Source organism: Micromonospora sp. WMMD1274, assembly GCF_049179035.1.
Classification (GTDB): Bacteria; Actinomycetota; Actinomycetes; order Mycobacteriales; family Micromonosporaceae; genus Micromonospora; species Micromonospora tulbaghiae.
On sequence record NZ_JBMHMG010000001.1, the window covers coordinates 6,035,951 to 6,051,816 of the forward strand.

Sequence of the window (15,866 nt, forward strand, 5' to 3'; positions counted from 1 at the left end):
GGAGCCCTCATGGTCGCGACCCACCTCGACACCGAGTCCATGCACGAACACGTCGTCATGAAGCGGGGCGTACGATCCGGCCTGCCGATCGTTGTCGCGGTGCACTCCACCGCACTCGGTCAGGCCATCGGCGGCTGCCGGATCGCGCACTACCCGCACTGGCGTGACGGGCTCACCGACGCGCTGCGGCTGTCGGCCGCGATGTCGGACAAATGCGCGCTGGCCGGGCTGCCCAACGGCGGCGGCAAGACCGTCGTCGCCCTGCCCCCGGGCAGGACACTCGACGCGGCCGCCCGTCGGGCGGTGCTGCATGACGCGGGCGACGCGATCGCCGGGCTGGACGGCGCCTATGCCACCGGACCCGACGTGGGAACCGGACCGGACGACATGGTCACGATCGCCGGGCGGACCCCGCATACGTTCTGCCGACCGGTGCACGCCGGTGGCAGCGGCGACTCCTCCGGACACACCGCCGTCGGCGTCCTCGCCGCGCTGCATGCCCTGTGCGCCGAGCGATTCGGGTCAGCCGACCTGTCCGCGCGCAGCTTCGCCGTGCTCGGCCTCGGCCGCGTCGGCGGCCACGTACTGCGCATGCTCGCCGACGCCGGCGCGACCCTGGTGGCCGCCGACATCGACGAGAGTAGACGAATGCTCGCCGACACAGCGGGTGCCGCCTGGACCAGCCCGCAGGACTGCCTGACCGCCGACGTGGACGTCCTCGTCCCCGCCGCCCTCGGCGGTCTGCTCACCCCGCACACAGTGCCGACACTGCGCTGCGCCGCGATCGCCGGCCCGGCCAACAACCAACTCGACATCCCGGCCACCGCCGACCTGCTGCACCAGCACGACATCCTCTGGGCACCGGACATCATCGTCAGCGCAGGCGGCATCATCCACGCCACTGCCGTCGAACTGCACCAGGAAACCTCCACCCAGGCCACCGCCCGGGTTCAGGGCATCGCCGACACCCTCGCCGACATCCTGCGCACAGCCCGCGCCACCGGCTCGACCCCGGCCGCCGCCCACTCCCGCGCCCGCCACCGCATCGAACACGGCCGCCGCTGACACTGCCGCCACCCGACCGCAAGACAACGGCCAACCGCCACCGTTCTCGACGCAGCCGCACCACCGATACCCGGCCGAACGCCCTTCCCGTCATGATCAGGTGCACCGTTCTCGGCATGACAGCGCACAATGCCAGGCGCTACCAACACGCGACGGCGGCAGATGAGGGCAGTGCAGAGCGAGCGCTCCACCAGCTAGAGGCGGAGATGGAGCTGGGAGCTCGTTCTTGCCGAGCTAGCGCGCGTATCACGTTCAAGGAGCCGTCTCGCCAGGCCGCGAGGCTGCTCAGCAGCTGGATTGTCGCTTCAGTCGCTGTCTGCCGAGGGCGGCCGAAACAGGCCCGAACCCGGTCGCCCGCGGCAAGCCAGGCTCGAAACACCACGTCATCACCGACGGGGGCGGCATGCCACCCCGCCGCGTTTCTGCCCGGCGGCAACCTCCACGACGTTGCCCAACTACTGCCCCTGGTCGACAAGATCCCGCCGATCAGAGGCATCCGCGGCCGACCCAGACAGCGACCGAAACGCATCTACGCCGACCTTGGCTGACGGTGACTGCGGCGGACGGGTTCGGCCTGAGCTGGCACCAGGTGATGACCCGGGCGCGGTGGTGGCGGGGCGTCGGCTGAGCGCGATAGCCGCTCACCGTGAGCTCTCACCCGATATACGACCGGGCGGTGGCGTGCCGCGCACGGGGACCTGAGCGAGAATGGGCCGGTTCGAACTCCGCGCAACCCTGGAAGGACCCCTCCCTTGGCCGGTGGACTCGTAGCCCTGCTGGATGACGTGGCGGTGCTGGCCCGAGCCGCTGCCGCGTCGATCGATGACATCGGGGCGGCCGCCGCGAAGGCCGGCGCCAAGGCTGCGGGCGTCGTCGTCGACGATGCTGCCGTCACGCCGCAGTACGTGCGGGGCCTGGCGGCCGAGCGTGAGTTGCCGATCATCAAGCGCATTGCCCTGGGGTCGCTGCGCAACAAGTTCTTCATCATCCTGCCGGCGGTGCTGCTGCTCAGTCAGTTCGTGCCCTGGCTGCTCACTCCGATCCTCATGCTCGGCGGCGCCTACCTCTGTTACGAAGGCGCGGAGAAGGTGTGGGCCAAGATCGCCCATCACGATGCCCACGGCGCGGGCGAGGAGAAGTTGCAGGACGAGACGACACTGGTGTCCGGGGCGGTACGAACCGACCTGATCCTCTCGGCGGAGATCATGGTCATCACCCTCAACGAGGTGATCGATGAGGCGTTCTGGTCCCGCCTGGCGATCCTGGCTGTCGTCGCCGTCGTCATAACCGTCCTGGTGTACGGCGTGGTGGCCCTGATCGTGAAGATGGACGACGCCGGGCTGCGCCTGTCGCAACGTTCCGGCGCCGTCGCCACGTTCGGCCGCGGTCTGGTGAGGGCGATGCCGGTAGTCCTCACCGTGCTGACGGTAGTCGGCACCGCGGCGATGCTGTGGGTGGGCGGGCACATCCTGCTGCTGGGCACGAACGAGCTGAACCTGCACTTCCTGTACGAGGCCGTGCACCACGTGGAGGTCGCCGCCCACGACGCCACGGGTGTTCTCGGCGGGCTCGTCGGCTGGCTCGTCAACACGGTGGCCAGCGCGATCCTCGGGCTGATCGTCGGAGCGTTGGTCGTGCTGGTCATGACTCTCACGCTCCACCGCCGCAAGTCCAAGACTGCGGCTGCGACTGCGGCGGCCACGACTCGTACTGACGGCATCATCCCCGCCCCGCCGAGCCGTGCAGCTCAGCGTCGCGACGCTCCTGCGGACCGAGCGCCGCGCGGTTGACCGCAAAATCATCGCCACTCGACCACGGGGTCAGGCGTTCTGGTGCTGAACCGGGCTCAGTACTCCAGCCGCACCTGGCGGAGTCGGAGTCTTCGCTGGTAGTGGGCCGTCTTGGCGCGGTATTGGTGTCGCCGTCGCCATCGTGACCTACCGACACAAAGGCCGCGCCCTCGTCCGCGTCCCCGCAGCCAGCAAGACCAGCAATATCGGGTTCGGCCCGGGCGGTTCTCGGGCCGGACGGGATTGGCGGGGCAGCCATCGGGGAGGGGAGCGGCCGTGTCGGGCAGGATAGCGGGGTGGCGGTGGGCTTGGACTGGGCGAGCTTCGAGCGCGTGCTGGTAGACGGCCTGGTGCAAGCCGTCCGGTCGACCATCGCCGAACATCCTGACGAGCGGTTCTACGCCGCGGCGTTGGACCGGATCTACCGCGAGACCGATGGCCAGATCAGCCTGCCCAGCCTCGCGATGAACAGTGTCGAAGCGTTGGCGCGGCTTCCCGCCGAGGAGCAGACGGATGTGCGGTGGAACGCCGCCGACTGGGACCACTACGACGACGAGTGGCTCGCCGAGGACCTGACCCGGGATTGGGCACGGCAGCTGACCGCGGAGGCCTGCCGAGGGACGCCCCGGCAGTGGGAGGCGACGTTCCGCCGGTACCTGTCGATGCTCGTGCGCGTGTGTAAGCGAGCCAGGGTCGCACTTCGCACCAGCGGCTTCACCGACCGGGACTTCGTGGTGCTGCTGCTCGACGACGAGTACCACGAGACGCTGATCAAACGCGTCCTCACCGAACGTGAGGTGAGCCGGCACATCCCTGAGTACGACCAGCGGGCGGTCGTGATGGCCCGGGTCGCCGCACTACCGGAGGCCGAACGCGCCGCGTACTACGTCGCCCGGCTGGACGCGTTTGACGGCCCGATCAGCGGCGAGGACGCCCAAGTGGCGCTGCGTGATTTCGGCCCGGCCGCGTTTCCCGCCTTGATCCCCCTGCTCTCTGCCAAGGACCGGGCGTGGCGGGCCGCCAAGCTGCTGGCCGACATCGGCCAACCCGACGACGGCGTCCTGCGGGCACTGCACGAGGCGCTGACCGAGCGGGAAGGACCGGACCAGTCGTGGGCGGGCCGTGCGCTGGCGCGGCTGGGCCGCCTCGATCTCGTGCTCGATCAGATCCACCGTCTTCCGCAGGAGGTTGTGATCACCGCCGTCGCCGCCCCGTACACCAGCTTCCGCAACCAGGCGGTCATCGCACGGCGGTTGGACTACCGGCCCTTGCAGGACGTCATCGAGCGCCGGCCGGCGTATGTGCCGGCGCTGGCCGAGGAGCTCAAGCCAGGGCGGGGGTACTGCGACATCACCGTCGACGAGGCCGACGAAGCGATCCGCGGACTGGCCTCGCCGCACGTCGTCATCCGCCGGCACGCGGTGTGCGTGCTCGGCGAACGGCGTCTCGGTGCCGCCGTCGCGAGGCGGGTCCTTCCGCTACTCGGACAGACGGTCAGCCAGGACCCGGACGCCACCGTGCGACGGCTGGCGATCCTCTCCCTGCGTGGCTGGCGCAAGGAGTCCTACCGGCACGCGAACGTGATCAGCGAGGCGCTCAACGACCCAAACGAAGACGTCCGCGAAACCGCCGCCTACTGGCTACGGGAACACAACGGGCGACCCGCGTGACCGCGTAGGGGTTGAGCTGCCGGACCTTGAAGGAGCGTTAATTGGTGGACGAACGGACCCGCGGGCTTCTCGACGCCGCGGTGCGCGAACAGCTTGACACTCACAGCCGGGTCCTACCGCCATGGCGAGCGCACCCGGAGATCGAGAGGTACAGCATCGGCTGGCGCATGGGCGACGGCGAATGGCACCTGATGCTCTGGTGGCACTGGTGGGAGTCCGCCCCCATGGACCAGGCGGCGCGAATCGCGTACTTCCAGGCCGACGAGCCGCCGCACCAGTGGCTGGACTGGGCCGCGGACCAGATCTGGCCGGATGAGGACTTCGGTGAGGCGAGGGTACGCCGCCTCGCCGCACACGGGATCGGTACGCGTCCGCTGTTGTTCCTGGACGTGGACGGAACACTCCTGCCGTTCGCCGGCGCCGCGTGGCAGATGGACGACGACCCCAACCCGTTGCTGGCCGGACTCAGCCCTGAACACGGCCGTCGCCTGGCCGCGTTGCCGTGCGACCTGGTCTGGGCCACGACCTGGATGGCCGAAGCGAACGAGGTACTCGCGCCGCGGCTCGGCCTGCCTCAGCTGCCCATCGTCGACTGGCCGGACGAAGATGACGACGACGGTCGGCTGCACTGGAAGACTCGCCACCTCGTCGAATGGGCCGCGGGACGCCGGTTCGTCTGGGTCGACGACGAGATCACCGACGCCGACCGGTCCTGGGTGGCCGCGAACCACAGCTCTCCCGCGCTCCTGCATCGTGTCAACCCACGCCAGGGCCTCACCGATGCGGACTACAACACCATCGCAGGATGGCTGATGAAAGACGGCTCCGCATGCATGTACGAGGAGACCACGTCCTAGGACGCTCTAGGGGGTGTGCCAGCAACCCCAGGCTCCAGTCGGTCGCTGAGTAACGATCGGCGGCAGATGCGTGCGACCGGAATCAGTTGAAGCGCGTCGCTCGGCGCTGGCTTGATAGGTCGGGAACCTGTTGGTGAGGGCGTACTCCTGCGGAAGCGGCAGCGGTAGTAGGCGTCGCCGTGGTTGTACTGGCCCTGCATGCGTCGGTTGCAGGCTGCGGAGTAGATGAGGCTGCGGAGCACGTACGGGTTGCGGGTGCGCTGCCGGACGTGTTGTCCGCGGGTTCCGGTCGGCATCCGGACGGACCCGTGCGGCGCTCCGGGGTCGATGCCGGGCCGGCCGTCGGTACCGCATCTCGCCCTCAATCGATATCCTTCTATAAATGTTCGTGCGAGGGAGCCCATCGGGACGGCATTCGCCGTTCCTCGGAAAGGAGTGCGGATGAGAGACATGTTGCGGCGCGGTCCGCGATACGCGGCGGTGGTGCTCGGCGTGTGGGCGCTCGGGGTGAGCATGCTGCCGGCGTCCGCCTCCGGGGCGGATCCGACCCGGCCGGTGGCTCCGGCGTCGGTCCGGGCGCCGGAGGCGGCACAGTTCTCCGCCGAAGGCGTCACCACTGTGGGTGAACTGCGCACACTCGACACCACCCGCACCGCCGACCGGGCGGGTGCGCGTCAGCTCATCCGGCATCCCGGCGCCACGTACGTCAAGGTCCACTTCAGCGCCCTGCGGCTGAACGATGGGGACTACGTCACGGTGTCCAGCCCGGATGGCCGGGAGACCTACCGGTACGACCGGAGCCTCGACCGGGCGACCGGCTCGGACTACACCACCGACGGCGGGCCGGGCTTCTGGGCGATGTCCGTGACAGGGGACACCGCCGTGGTGACGCTGCACAGCGCGCGGCCCGCTCGCGCGGTCGTCGACATCGACCGGTTCTGGCGAGGGTACGACCAGGCCGAGATCGCCCAGCACAACTTCTCGACCACGTCCGTCTGTAGCACCGACGCCCGCCGGGACGTGGTCTGCTACCAGAGCACCCACCCCACCGAGTACGCCCGTGGGCGGGCGGTGGCACGGTTGCTCATCGGCGGCGGCGGACTGTGCACCACCTGGCGAGTCGGGAACACCAACCGGATGCTGACCAACAAGCACTGCTTCTCGACCCAGTCCGCGGTCAGCGCCAGCGAGGCGCAGTTCAACTACCAGTGCGCCACCTGTGGTGGCAGCAACCCCGGCCCGGGCACGAAGGTGAGCGGTGCGACCCTCTACCGGGTGAGCAGCGGTGGCTCGGGTGAATTGGACTACGCGCTCTACTCGGTGAACAATTTCGCCGCGATCCAGGGGTTCGGCACGCTCTACCTGAGGACGACCGCGACCAGCACCGGCACCCGGATGTACGTGCCCGGGCACGGTGATGGCAGCCCGAAGCGGCTGTCGATCTACGAGGACACGCAGAACGGCGGCGTCTGCACGGTGCGCAACGCGAACTACAACACCTGGAACATCAGTTACAGCTGCGATACCTCGGGCGGCAACTCGGGCTCCCCGGTACTCGACGCCAACCACCGCGTCATCGCCCTGCACCACCTCGGTGGGTGCCCGTCCAACCAGGGGGCGAAGGCACACCTGATCTACAACGAGATCGCCGGCCTGATCGACAACGGCTGACGGGCGCTTGCCGGTGGCTCGCCGACCGCACCCTGCGGGCGGGCCACCGGCGCGTCGCGTCACGCGAGGGCGGCTGGCTGTCCGGGCCCGACCGGTCGTCCGGCGCGGCGGTTGGGCTCCCCGGCTGCCAGACATCCCGCCGTGCTGCCGGTGAGCCGCCCGGGGCGCCTGGATCAGGCCCGCTGGTGGTTCGCCTCGAACCGCTCGCGGGTCAGGAACGCCAGCTGTGCCCGCTTGTCCGGCATGTCGATCTCGGAGGCGAATGTGAAGCCCTCGGTTCGTAGCCGTCGCAGCGCGGCCTCGTTGCGCACGTCCGGCTCGACCACGATGCGCTGCGCGGCGGGATCTCGCAGGAGGAAGCGGGCCAGGGCCGGGCCGACGGCGGTGGTGAGGCCGCGGGCGTAGCGCCGAGGCGGGTTGAGGAGCAGGTGCATCCCGACGTCGCCGGGCTGGACCGGGTAGCGTTCACCGACCGGGTCCGCCTCGGGCTGGTAGGTCTGGAACAGCCCGACCGGCTCGCCGTCGAGCAGGACCAGGTACGCGTGATGGGTGTCCAGCCCGTCGAGGAAGGTGTAGATCTCGCGCACGTCGTCGAGGTTGTGTCCACCCATTCCCCAGAACGCGTTGCGGGGCAGGGTGACCCAGCCGTGCAGCAGTACGGCGTGCTGGTCGGGGCGCACCGGCTCCAGCGTCAGGTCGCCAAGGTCGGGAATCTGCTCCTGGTAGATCACGATCGTGTCCTCCTTCGGGGTTCGGGCGAGGGCGGTGGGCAGCGGGATCAGGTCGCCGACGGCCCAGTCGGCCAGACACTGCTGGGTGCCAGCGGGCGTCGGAGACGCCCTGGACGCTGCTGGTGTTCAGCCCTCGCAGCCGTATCGGCGAGGATCACCCGCCAGCCCTGGAGTGGCAGTTCCCCCAAGTGGTCAACTTAGGGTACCCTCACCTAACTAAGGTGGACCTTACATGGAGGGGCTCGTGAAACGGAACTGGGAGGGCCTGGTGCTCAAGGCCATGGGGGGCCGGGACTTCCGGCTCACCGTGCTGGACACCGAGTCGGTCGATGGGCACTACCAGCGCCTGCTCCTTGATGACGGCGGGCTGCTGGCGGCCTGCGGCACGCACCCGACGATGTGGATCCGGCTCTGGTTCGACAACGACGGACGGGCCCACCAACGGGCCTACACGCTCGTCGATCCTGACCCGGCCACCGGGCGGTTCACCCTCGAGTTCGCCGTGCATGAGGGATGCGCCGCCCGCTGGGCGACCACCGCGCGGGTGGGCGACACCATCGACGCGACCGTGCAGGGCAGTGCGTTCGCGCTGCCCGACCCGGTGCCCGAACACCTCTACCTGGTCGGCGACGCAGCCTCGCTGCCGGCGGTCAACAGCCTCCTCGACGCCGGCGCGGACATCCCGGCAACGGTCTGGCTCGAGTACGCCCACGAGGGCGAGAAGGCGCTGACCCTGCGCACCCGCGCCCACCACGACGTGACGTGGGTGCGCCGCCGCGACGACGGCCGGCACCTGGTCGACACCGTCTGCACAGCGCTGCCCGCCGTCGGGACCGCGCACTACTGGGTGGCCTGTGAGGCGGCCAGCACTCGCGGCATCACCCGGCACCTACGGCGCACGCTCGGCGTCGGCAAGCACCAGCTCACTGCGCTCGCGTACTGGCGTGCCGCCTGATGGGCCGCCTCGGGACGCTCACCGCGCTCTACGTCACGCAGTATCTCGGCATCGGCTTCACCACGGTCGGGATGTGCCGAACGTGATCGCCGGCGAGGTTCGGATGACCGCGGAGATCAGAGATGCGGAGCCGGAGCGCCTCCGTACCGCCGAGATGGCGGTCCGTGCCGCAGTGGAGCTGATGTGCGACGCCACTCCGCCAGGTGATGTGCGACCGAATCCAGCAAGCTAGGGGCGACAGGATGGCCGCCCACGCAACGTCCTGTCATGGCCGATAGGCGGATGCTGTCCCGGTCAGGTGCTCGCAGGACGGCAACCCGTCGGGGCATCGCCCCGTTGAAAGTCACCGAGCAGCAGGCGGGCACCTTCGCGGACGAGGTACCAGTCGGTCCTCGGGGAGCGGTCGAGGTTCTTGGCAAGCCACTGCCGTCGGTCCTCGTGTTCCCGCCTCAGATGGACGAGGTCAAGGTCCACACCAGGTATCCCGCCGCGGCGCTTCAGCTCCTCGACCCGCTGCCCCATGGTGTTCAGCAGCTCGCGGTTGAGGGTGTGCACGGCCTCAACGTATGCGGTGGTCGGGACGCTGATCCGGACTGAGGGGTCGGCGGTGAAACCGATCTCGCCGTCGTCCTCATGCCGCCAATCAACGGTGACCTCGTCGTGATCGCCGCGGATGGTACGCCAGAACCGGAGCTTGGGAGGATTGCGCAGGTAACCGAAGTCCAGATGGTGCTCGCCGTGCCAGATCGCGGCCGTGACGACTGGATGGTCGGGCGCGTCCGCGTTCCCGTCGTCGGTCCGTTCCTCACCCGGTTCGGCCACGAACTCGAGCGGGTCACACGCCCACTGCCCGGGGTGGGAGGCAATGAATGGCTGCAGGTCGTCGGGCACCGGCTCCAGCACCTCGGGTGTAAGGACAATGACGTCTTCCCAGAGCCGGGCCAGGTAGTAGTCGATGTAGGGATGCGGGTGAGCTTCCCGGCTGCGGCGCAGCAGCTCCTGCCCGCCTGCTTCGAGCCAGTACCAGCCCTCGGTGAGCCCGAACCAGTGGAGCTTCGGCTGGTCACTGCCCCACGGCGATATCTCGTCCAGTGGGTACAGCTCGAACCGGAACCTGATCATTGAGGCAGTATCCCGTAGCGCCCGGCGGTCGATCGAGAACCCGGATCTGCCGCGATCAGCGCGTGGAGGTGTCGCAGATCAGCTGACGGACAAGGTCGCGCGTCAGTCCACGGAGGGCAAGTGTCCAGCCGGGATGATTGCCGAATCGCTTGCTCTTTACCAAGGCGGCTCGGCCTGCTGGCGGCGCAAGCGTCGGCATCGGTCGGCGCGCCAGCCGATAGTTGCAGACTGCGCCGAGGGCCGGAACCGATACCTCCGGCGGGGATCTTCGACAGAGCTGGGCTTTGAGGCAGAGGAGCGGTACGTGCCAGACGAGGTGTTCCCCAGCGATCTTTCCGGCCACTTCTGGGCAACGCTGGAGTGCCAGCCGGAACTCGATCGATGGCGCTTCGAGATCCTCGACTATCAGAACAACGTCCTGCTCAGCGGCTTGGCCTGTAGCGAGCGGCAGGCCGCAGCCATCGTCAACGCGTGGGACCAGGTGATCGCAACGTCGCCCGACGAAGAGGACCCAAGCATGGACTGGGTCGATGACGCCGAGTGATGGCTGGATCACTGCCCCTGGGGCGCGCGGTCCCTAAAGCAGCGCGATCTGGCCGGGCAGTTCGGGCGGACCGGACAGCGCTGCGCGGAGCTTGTTGATTTGCGGGAACTCACTCGCTCCCGCCTCGCCCCACAGGCTCCGCCACTCCGAGTCGTCGCCGAGCACCCGGTCAAGTGCTTCGACCGCCAGCCGTGGCAGGTCGTCGTCCAAGGCAAGGGGCTCACCAGCAAGCAGGAAGTCCGGCGCGTACGGCGAGGTTATCGGGTCTCCGCCGGGCATCTGAGACGCCACGATGGCTGCTGCGGCGATGGCCGAGGCGGCGTCGTCATGGTCGAGGTACCCGGTGTTGAGCGCTGCCGTTGTCAGAGCAGCACGAACCATTGCCGGCCGGGCAGGCGGATCGGCATCGTGGAGATCACCGCACCAGTCGGCGGCGCTGTCGTTGTCGAACGGGCCGTCATCCCAGGCGCCCATGTGCTCCTCCTTCACGTTCCCGGTGAGCGGATCATGAAGCCAAGCGAGGGCGGACGCAAGGGCGCGAGAGCGCCTGGCTGTACAGCCATCGCAACAGCCGAGCTGGCCGACAGTCGTGGGTGACGAGCGACAGAGCCGGCAAGCGGAGCGGGTCAGCTACACGGCCTGATCTTGGGGACAGCGTGCGTGACGTGCGGGAAACGCTTACCGGATCGTCCTGTGGATCTCACAATTCATCACGTACGCGCGTACTGCTGATGTGTGCCACGCGAGTCAGCCGAACCGGCCCGATTCGAGGTGCTCGGCTGCCACCTTCAGGTGGCTGCTGTCGGGGTGGACGTAGACCCGCTTGGCGAGCGTGCCGCCGTCGGCGTGACCGGCCCCAGGCCGCCAGCACGACATCGGGGTACCCCGGCGCCAGCGAGGTAGGTCACGAAGGCTCGGCGACAACATCAAGCGTTTGCAGGACCGCTGACCGGCAACGGTGCGAGGGCATGCCTGCCGAACCGCCCTCTCAATCCAGCTTCGGTTGTTCGTACAGTTCGCGGGCGGACAGGTTCACCGCGCTGCCGTCTGCGAGGCGGACGGTCAGTGTGGTGGTGTTGCTGCTCGACTCGTCGAGGCCCTCGGGGTACCAGGCGCCGAAGTAACCGTCGCGAACGGTTGCCCGCGCCGTCCGTGACGAATGGCCATCCTTGGTCCGCAAGTTGATCTCCACACTCGTCACCTGTGAGCCGACGTGTCCCGCCATGATCCGGACGTAGCCTTCGTCGGTGCGGAGTTGACCCCACGAGTACAGCTCGACACCCCCGGCGCCGAGCCGCTCGGTGCTGGTCAACACGGTAAGGATGCTGGTATTCGTCACGTCTCCGTTGCGGTCGCGGAAGCACGTCTGGCTTCCAGCCGGCGACACGGCGTTCACGTATGCGTACTCGCCGCGTTTTTCACCGATGACCACCCTTGCGACGCTCGCGTCCTGGCCAGGCAGGCATTTGGCGGCGAGGTCGCGTGCCTCGGTATCCGAGATCGGACTCGGCTCGGGCGTCCACGACGCAAACGCGGGACCAGCGTTGACAAGTGTCAGGGTGAAGGCGACAGCGGCGGCGAGCGCTCCGGCCGCGCCGGCGATCGCCAGGCGAGGCCGACCGTGCGGTTTGCGCGCTGGTGCTGGGCGTGGTCGCCGATCAGTGGCGACGATCCGCTCGAGCAATTCTCGCGCGGGTTCCTGCCCGACGCGTGCGGGCACCGGGACCGCGGCAGCGCGGATTGTCTGGTCGAGGACATCGTCGTGGGTCATGCGGAGCCTCCGCGTCGTGAAGGGCCGGCCGGTGCGGGGATGCTTGTGGGTTCGCTGTTCGGCCGCTGACCAAGATGCTGACGTAGGCGGCGGCGGGCACGCAGCAGGCGCAGGCTGAACGCGGGCCGGGAGATGCCCAGGACTTGTGCTGCCTGCGGCCCGGTGAGGTCTTCGATCGCGGTCAGCGTCAGCACTTCCTGATCGGCGGATGACAGGCGCTGCCACGCCTTCACCAGGTCGATGCGGGTAGCCGCGAGGTCGGCCTCGGCGCTGCTCGGAGCATCGGGTTCCCGTAGGACGCGAAGCGCGAGGCTCTGCTGCCGCTGGTCGCTGCGCTGCCGATTGTGCAGAACATTGCGGGCGACTGTGAACAGCCAGGCGCGGGCCTCGCCGAGTGATTTCGGTACTTCGTCCAAGCGGCGCCACGCTATCAAGAACGTCTCGGCGACCACGTCTTCGGCGACGGCGAGGTGTGCACGGCGTTCGACGAAGAGCAGCAGATCGTCATACGCGGCCTCGAACAGCTCGCGGAAGGCGGAATCGGCATCCGCGGTCGTCGGATCCACACTCTTCCTCGTGTTCGGCGCGTTTCGTCTGGTGGTCATTGTCGTCGCTGGTCCAATACGAAGCCGCGAACCAAGGGTGCGAGTGGGCGCTCGACGAAGCGATGGACAAGCCAGGCTGCCGCCAGCAGCCCGAGCACGGTGCCGCCGATCAGTATCGACGCGGGGAGGTTGGTTTCCTCGTACACGTTGCGGATCACGCTGTATCCGATGCGCGGGTGCAAAAGGTAGAAGGGGTAACTGAGTGCACCCGCGGTGGCCAGCCAGAGCATCTTTACCCGGTCGGTGTAGCCGAGTGCGATGATGAGCATCAGAAGGTACACCCCGGTGAGCAGTACCGGTGCCGGCCAGACGGGCACCTCGAAGCCGGGCTTCAACTCCAGGGTCCGCTCGTGCACGCGCTGCAGGCTGACCAGCCACGTGGCGAGCAACAGCACCCACAGCCATCGATCGGATCGGTTGCGGCGAAGCAGGAACAGGGTAATCCCGGCGATGAAGTACGGCGCGAAATCGGACATCACGATCTCATCCAGGGCGGCACCCCGGAAAACGGGCATGACCACGGCGACGGCCAGCCACACGGCAGCGAATATTTTTGCTCCCCGGTCGGTCAGCTTGGCTGCAAGAATGCACGCCGCGATCAGATAGAACCGGAGCTCGATCCAGAGGGTCCAGTACACGGTGTCGACAAGCGGCGTGTTGAGGGGCTCCGCCAACATGGTCAGGTTGACCAGCACGTCCCACCTGTCCGGCGGAGGTGGGAAGGGGAGCCCGCCGCTGATGGGCAACACTGCCGTTACGGCTGTCGTGGTCAGCACGCATGCCCAGAACGCCGGATAGAGTCGTGCGGCGCGGGAGGCAGCGAACTCGCGAACGGTGCGCCCCCAGCCGCTCATGAGGATCACGAATCCGCTGATCAGAAAGAACGTCTCGACTCCGAGGAAGCCATAGATCAGCACCGGTGCCGCGTCCGGCAGGAAGTATGCCGGCGGGCGCACCCCGTCCAACCTCCACGAGTCGCCGAAGTGGTATCCGGCCACCGCAAGAGCACAGATCAGCCGCAACCCGTCCAGCACGTACAACCGTGGCGCCCGCCCGGGAGGGCTGCTGACGGGCGGCGGCGTCGGCGCGCGGTCGAGCAACGCGGTCGTCATGCTCTGCTCCTGTCCTGGATACAGGACTGCATCCAGGACAGACATGTGCAGCACCGCGTCGAGTGCTACAGGTGATCACCGTCACCATCCTTCGACGAAGCCGGGCCAGTGTCGCGAACCAGAACGCGGTCCCGCTGCGACAGGTGGGCATGGCCGCCCAGGACGACGCCGAACTCCTGGCCCTGACCGCAGGTGGCGACCGGAGCGTTCGAGGCGTTCTACCGCCGGCAACGCGGACGGACCGCCGCGGGGAGGACGTTCTCGCCAGGGTCGGCTGCGGCTGGCCGTCGGCGACCAGCGGCCAATCCGCGTGAGCGTGAGGGTGTCGTAGGGCCTGGAGGCTCGAGGCGCATGACGGCTTGACCAGTCATCCGAGACCTTCTTCTAATCCCAAGGCACCCTGCCCCGGTCAGGGTCCTCCCTGTGGCAGCAGGTGGCGACTCCGGCGAAGTCTGGCGGGTCTACGGTGCCGGCGGTGAACCACTCGGCGAGGTCGAGGTCGAGGAGCACGACATGCCCTGACATCGGGGCAGGTTCAGACCTCAGCCAGCGTTCGAGCAGTTGCGACCGCTCTTTGATGAATGGAACCGTGCGGTTGACTCCGGCGATCCGGAGCCGATCGACCAGGCGTACGAGGCGATCCGCGCCGCAGTCACGATGACCTGTCCCGAGGGCCGCCAGGTCCCCGAGTGCGTGCTTGGAGTCGAAGGTGACCAGGCGGGGTTTCGATGGCACGACGAGCCCTTCGGTGACGACTTGCTCGCCTCGGGATCGCCCAACACCGAGTGGGACGGGCCATCCGTGGGAACAAGGCCGGGTTACGGAGGCCAAGCTGGGCCGCCAGCGACCAGGCCGAGCAGGAGAATCGCCGTAACCGAGCCCGATCTTGCCCAATTCCCAAGCTGTCAGTCCGCCAGGTCGTCCTCGACCAGGTAGCCAACACCATCGCAGGTGGGGCAGGGCCCGAAAACGCTTCCCATCCCCTTACCCATGCCGGTGGTCTTCACCATGCCTGGAAGCCGCGCAGCCCCACGGCATTCCGGGCACCGGCGACGAACGCTCCAGCGAGACGCAGATGGCTGAGTGCCCTGAGGATCTGGTTCCACACTGTCGAGGGTATGCGTAGGGCCCACCCGGGCCCAGGCGAGCGATCAGCATCTGGTCCGCAAGAGGCCGACGGACGACGGGGGAGCGGTGTGAGATGCCGAGAGGCGTTTCCGCTGTCGGAAGCCCGTCCACGCAGCTCGCCGAGTCGCCCGTCCTGATCTCATGATCCCTCGGTCGCAAGTTCGAGTCCCGCACGCGGTCGCAGCGGGTCCTATCGACCGATTCCCGTGGCGTACCTACGTAGCTAGCGTCCGTTCATGCCCCCCTCTCCTACGCCTTGGCCATGGATCCCGCCCCGCGATTCCGCCGGGACACCCCATCCGATGCCGGGTGGCGGCCGCTCTGCCCCCGTTTCCTATCGAGCGGTGTACGTGTTGGCGGGCCTGGCGACGTTGTGTTGGTGCGGCGCGGCGTACGGCGGTCGGATTGTCTTTCTCGGCCGCGACATGGTCGAGGGCCTGCTGAGCTTCGTCGGACTCCTCTGGCTCGCCGCGTTCGAGATGCTCGCGTTGCTGTTCACCCTCACCACGGCCTTCGAACTGCGCCGGCGCAACTCGCCTCGTGCCGCCCTGGCGACCGGGCTGGTCGCAGTCGCCGGGGTGGTCGTGACGATCGTGTTCGTGCTCTGGGTCGCAACGGCGACAAGTCAGACGGGCCCGTAGCGAGGCTCGGGGCTGGCATCGCCTCGGGTCGCTGCCGAGCCGTTCGGGGACGCCGGACACGTCTGGGGCTTGCACCGGCTCGGTGATGTAGCAGGTGTCGGTGACGGTCGACGTCAAGATCGAACGCCACGGCTCGCTCGCCCAGACGCTCCGCCGACCGCTGGGACGCGCTCAGCACGGCAGTGGGATCCGGACCGACGGGGA

Annotated in this window: 15 protein-coding genes and 1 pseudogene; 9 read left to right on the forward strand and 7 right to left on the reverse strand. The window is 68.3% G+C overall.

Going from position 1 to position 15,866, the window contains the following annotated elements:
- Nucleotides 1-9 precede the first annotated feature (9 nt).
- From ACN27D_RS28510 to ACN27D_RS28535, 6 genes and pseudogenes are all read left to right on the forward strand, one after another.
- Entirely contained in the window at nucleotides 10-1,065 is a 1,056-nt protein-coding gene (locus ACN27D_RS28510; RefSeq protein ID WP_421500462.1) for a Glu/Leu/Phe/Val dehydrogenase dimerization domain-containing protein, read from the forward strand.
- Between the two features lie 331 nt (nucleotides 1,066-1,396).
- Nucleotides 1,397-1,610 (forward strand): annotated as a pseudogene (locus ACN27D_RS28515) (transposase); the annotation flags it as partial.
- 207 nt (nucleotides 1,611-1,817) lie between these two features.
- Nucleotides 1,818-2,855, forward strand: coding sequence for a DUF808 domain-containing protein (locus tag ACN27D_RS28520; RefSeq protein WP_421500463.1), 1,038 nt, complete (start codon nucleotides 1,818-1,820; stop codon nucleotides 2,853-2,855).
- Between the two features lie 302 nt (nucleotides 2,856-3,157).
- Nucleotides 3,158-4,525 (forward strand): DUF4303 domain-containing protein, encoded by a 1,368-nt coding sequence (locus ACN27D_RS28525; protein ID WP_421501208.1) that lies wholly within the window; start codon nucleotides 3,158-3,160, stop codon nucleotides 4,523-4,525.
- A 374-nt stretch (nucleotides 4,526-4,899) separates the two neighbouring features.
- Nucleotides 4,900-5,382, forward strand: a complete 483-nt coding sequence (locus ACN27D_RS28530; RefSeq protein WP_421501209.1) for an HAD domain-containing protein — start codon at nucleotides 4,900-4,902, stop codon at nucleotides 5,380-5,382.
- A 441-nt stretch (nucleotides 5,383-5,823) separates the two neighbouring features.
- Complete coding sequence (locus tag ACN27D_RS28535; RefSeq protein ID WP_350816672.1) at nucleotides 5,824-7,053, forward strand: trypsin-like serine peptidase; 1,230 nt, start codon at nucleotides 5,824-5,826, stop codon at nucleotides 7,051-7,053.
- Nucleotides 7,054-7,226: 173 nt separating this feature from the next.
- On the opposite strand, the gene ACN27D_RS28540 is transcribed toward ACN27D_RS28535, so the two are convergent.
- The gene (locus ACN27D_RS28540; protein WP_393159547.1) at nucleotides 7,227-7,784 is read right to left on the reverse strand and encodes a GNAT family N-acetyltransferase; all 558 of its coding nucleotides are present in this window, start codon (nucleotides 7,782-7,784) and stop codon (nucleotides 7,227-7,229) included.
- 244 nt (nucleotides 7,785-8,028) lie between these two features.
- Between ACN27D_RS28540 and ACN27D_RS28545 the strand changes: the two genes are divergently transcribed.
- Complete coding sequence (locus ACN27D_RS28545) at nucleotides 8,029-8,739, forward strand: siderophore-interacting protein (RefSeq protein ID WP_421500464.1); 711 nt, start codon at nucleotides 8,029-8,031, stop codon at nucleotides 8,737-8,739.
- A 294-nt stretch (nucleotides 8,740-9,033) separates the two neighbouring features.
- Here the strand turns inward: ACN27D_RS28545 and ACN27D_RS28550 are convergent, their stop codons facing one another.
- Entirely contained in the window at nucleotides 9,034-9,861 is an 828-nt protein-coding gene (locus ACN27D_RS28550; RefSeq protein ID WP_421500465.1) for a DUF5984 family protein, read from the reverse strand.
- Nucleotides 9,862-10,165: 304 nt separating this feature from the next.
- On the opposite strand from ACN27D_RS28550, the gene ACN27D_RS28555 reads away from it, so the two are divergent.
- Nucleotides 10,166-10,405, forward strand: coding sequence for a hypothetical protein (locus ACN27D_RS28555; protein WP_421500466.1), 240 nt, complete (start codon nucleotides 10,166-10,168; stop codon nucleotides 10,403-10,405).
- A gap of 33 nt (nucleotides 10,406-10,438) precedes the next feature.
- Here the strand turns inward: ACN27D_RS28555 and ACN27D_RS28560 are convergent, their stop codons facing one another.
- The 5 genes from ACN27D_RS28560 to ACN27D_RS28580 all read right to left on the reverse strand — a co-directional run bounded on the left by ACN27D_RS28560 (nucleotide 10,439) and on the right by ACN27D_RS28580 (nucleotide 13,893).
- Complete coding sequence (locus ACN27D_RS28560) at nucleotides 10,439-10,879, reverse strand: DUF4259 domain-containing protein (RefSeq protein WP_421500467.1); 441 nt, start codon at nucleotides 10,877-10,879, stop codon at nucleotides 10,439-10,441.
- 273 nt (nucleotides 10,880-11,152) lie between these two features.
- Nucleotides 11,153-11,281, reverse strand: a complete 129-nt coding sequence (locus tag ACN27D_RS28565; RefSeq protein WP_421500468.1) for a hypothetical protein — start codon at nucleotides 11,279-11,281, stop codon at nucleotides 11,153-11,155.
- A gap of 112 nt (nucleotides 11,282-11,393) precedes the next feature.
- Nucleotides 11,394-12,176: a hypothetical protein gene (locus ACN27D_RS28570; RefSeq protein WP_421500469.1), complete on the reverse strand. Its 783-nt coding sequence runs from the start codon at nucleotides 12,174-12,176 to the stop codon at nucleotides 11,394-11,396.
- Nucleotides 12,173-12,742 carry an RNA polymerase sigma factor gene (locus ACN27D_RS28575; protein ID WP_350816677.1) on the reverse strand — a complete coding sequence of 190 codons (570 nt, stop codon included), beginning with the start codon at nucleotides 12,740-12,742 and terminating at the stop codon, nucleotides 12,173-12,175. The genes ACN27D_RS28570 and ACN27D_RS28575 overlap by 4 nt, the downstream gene beginning before the upstream one ends.
- Before the next feature lie 35 nt (nucleotides 12,743-12,777).
- On the reverse strand, nucleotides 12,778-13,893 hold the full coding sequence (locus ACN27D_RS28580) for an acyltransferase family protein (protein WP_421500470.1): 1,116 nt from the start codon (nucleotides 13,891-13,893) through the stop codon (nucleotides 12,778-12,780).
- Nucleotides 13,894-15,365: 1,472 nt separating this feature from the next.
- Here ACN27D_RS28580 and ACN27D_RS28585 point away from each other — a divergent pair.
- Nucleotides 15,366-15,662 carry a hypothetical protein gene (locus ACN27D_RS28585; RefSeq protein WP_147457884.1) on the forward strand — a complete coding sequence of 99 codons (297 nt, stop codon included), beginning with the start codon at nucleotides 15,366-15,368 and terminating at the stop codon, nucleotides 15,660-15,662.
- The last annotated feature ends 204 nt before the right edge of the window (nucleotides 15,663-15,866 follow it).

What these genes read in the sequence shown, in the direction of transcription:
- ACN27D_RS28510 (WP_421500462.1), top strand. Translation starts at nt 10, where the DNA reads ATGGTCGCGACCCACCTCGACACCGAGTCCATGCACGAACACGTCGTC.
- ACN27D_RS28535 (WP_350816672.1), top strand. Translation starts at nt 5,824, where the DNA reads ATGAGAGACATGTTGCGGCGCGGTCCGCGATACGCGGCGGTGGTGCTC.
- ACN27D_RS28550 (WP_421500465.1), bottom strand. Translation starts at nt 9,861, where the DNA reads ATGATCAGGTTCCGGTTCGAGCTGTACCCACTGGACGAGATATCGCCG.
- ACN27D_RS28560 (WP_421500467.1), bottom strand. Translation starts at nt 10,879, where the DNA reads ATGGGCGCCTGGGATGACGGCCCGTTCGACAACGACAGCGCCGCCGAC.
- ACN27D_RS28565 (WP_421500468.1), bottom strand. Translation starts at nt 11,281, where the DNA reads ATGTCGTGCTGGCGGCCTGGGGCCGGTCACGCCGACGGCGGCACGCTC.
- ACN27D_RS28570 (WP_421500469.1), bottom strand. Translation starts at nt 12,176, where the DNA reads ATGACCCACGACGATGTCCTCGACCAGACAATCCGCGCTGCCGCGGTC.
- ACN27D_RS28580 (WP_421500470.1), bottom strand. Translation starts at nt 13,893, where the DNA reads ATGACGACCGCGTTGCTCGACCGCGCGCCGACGCCGCCGCCCGTCAGC.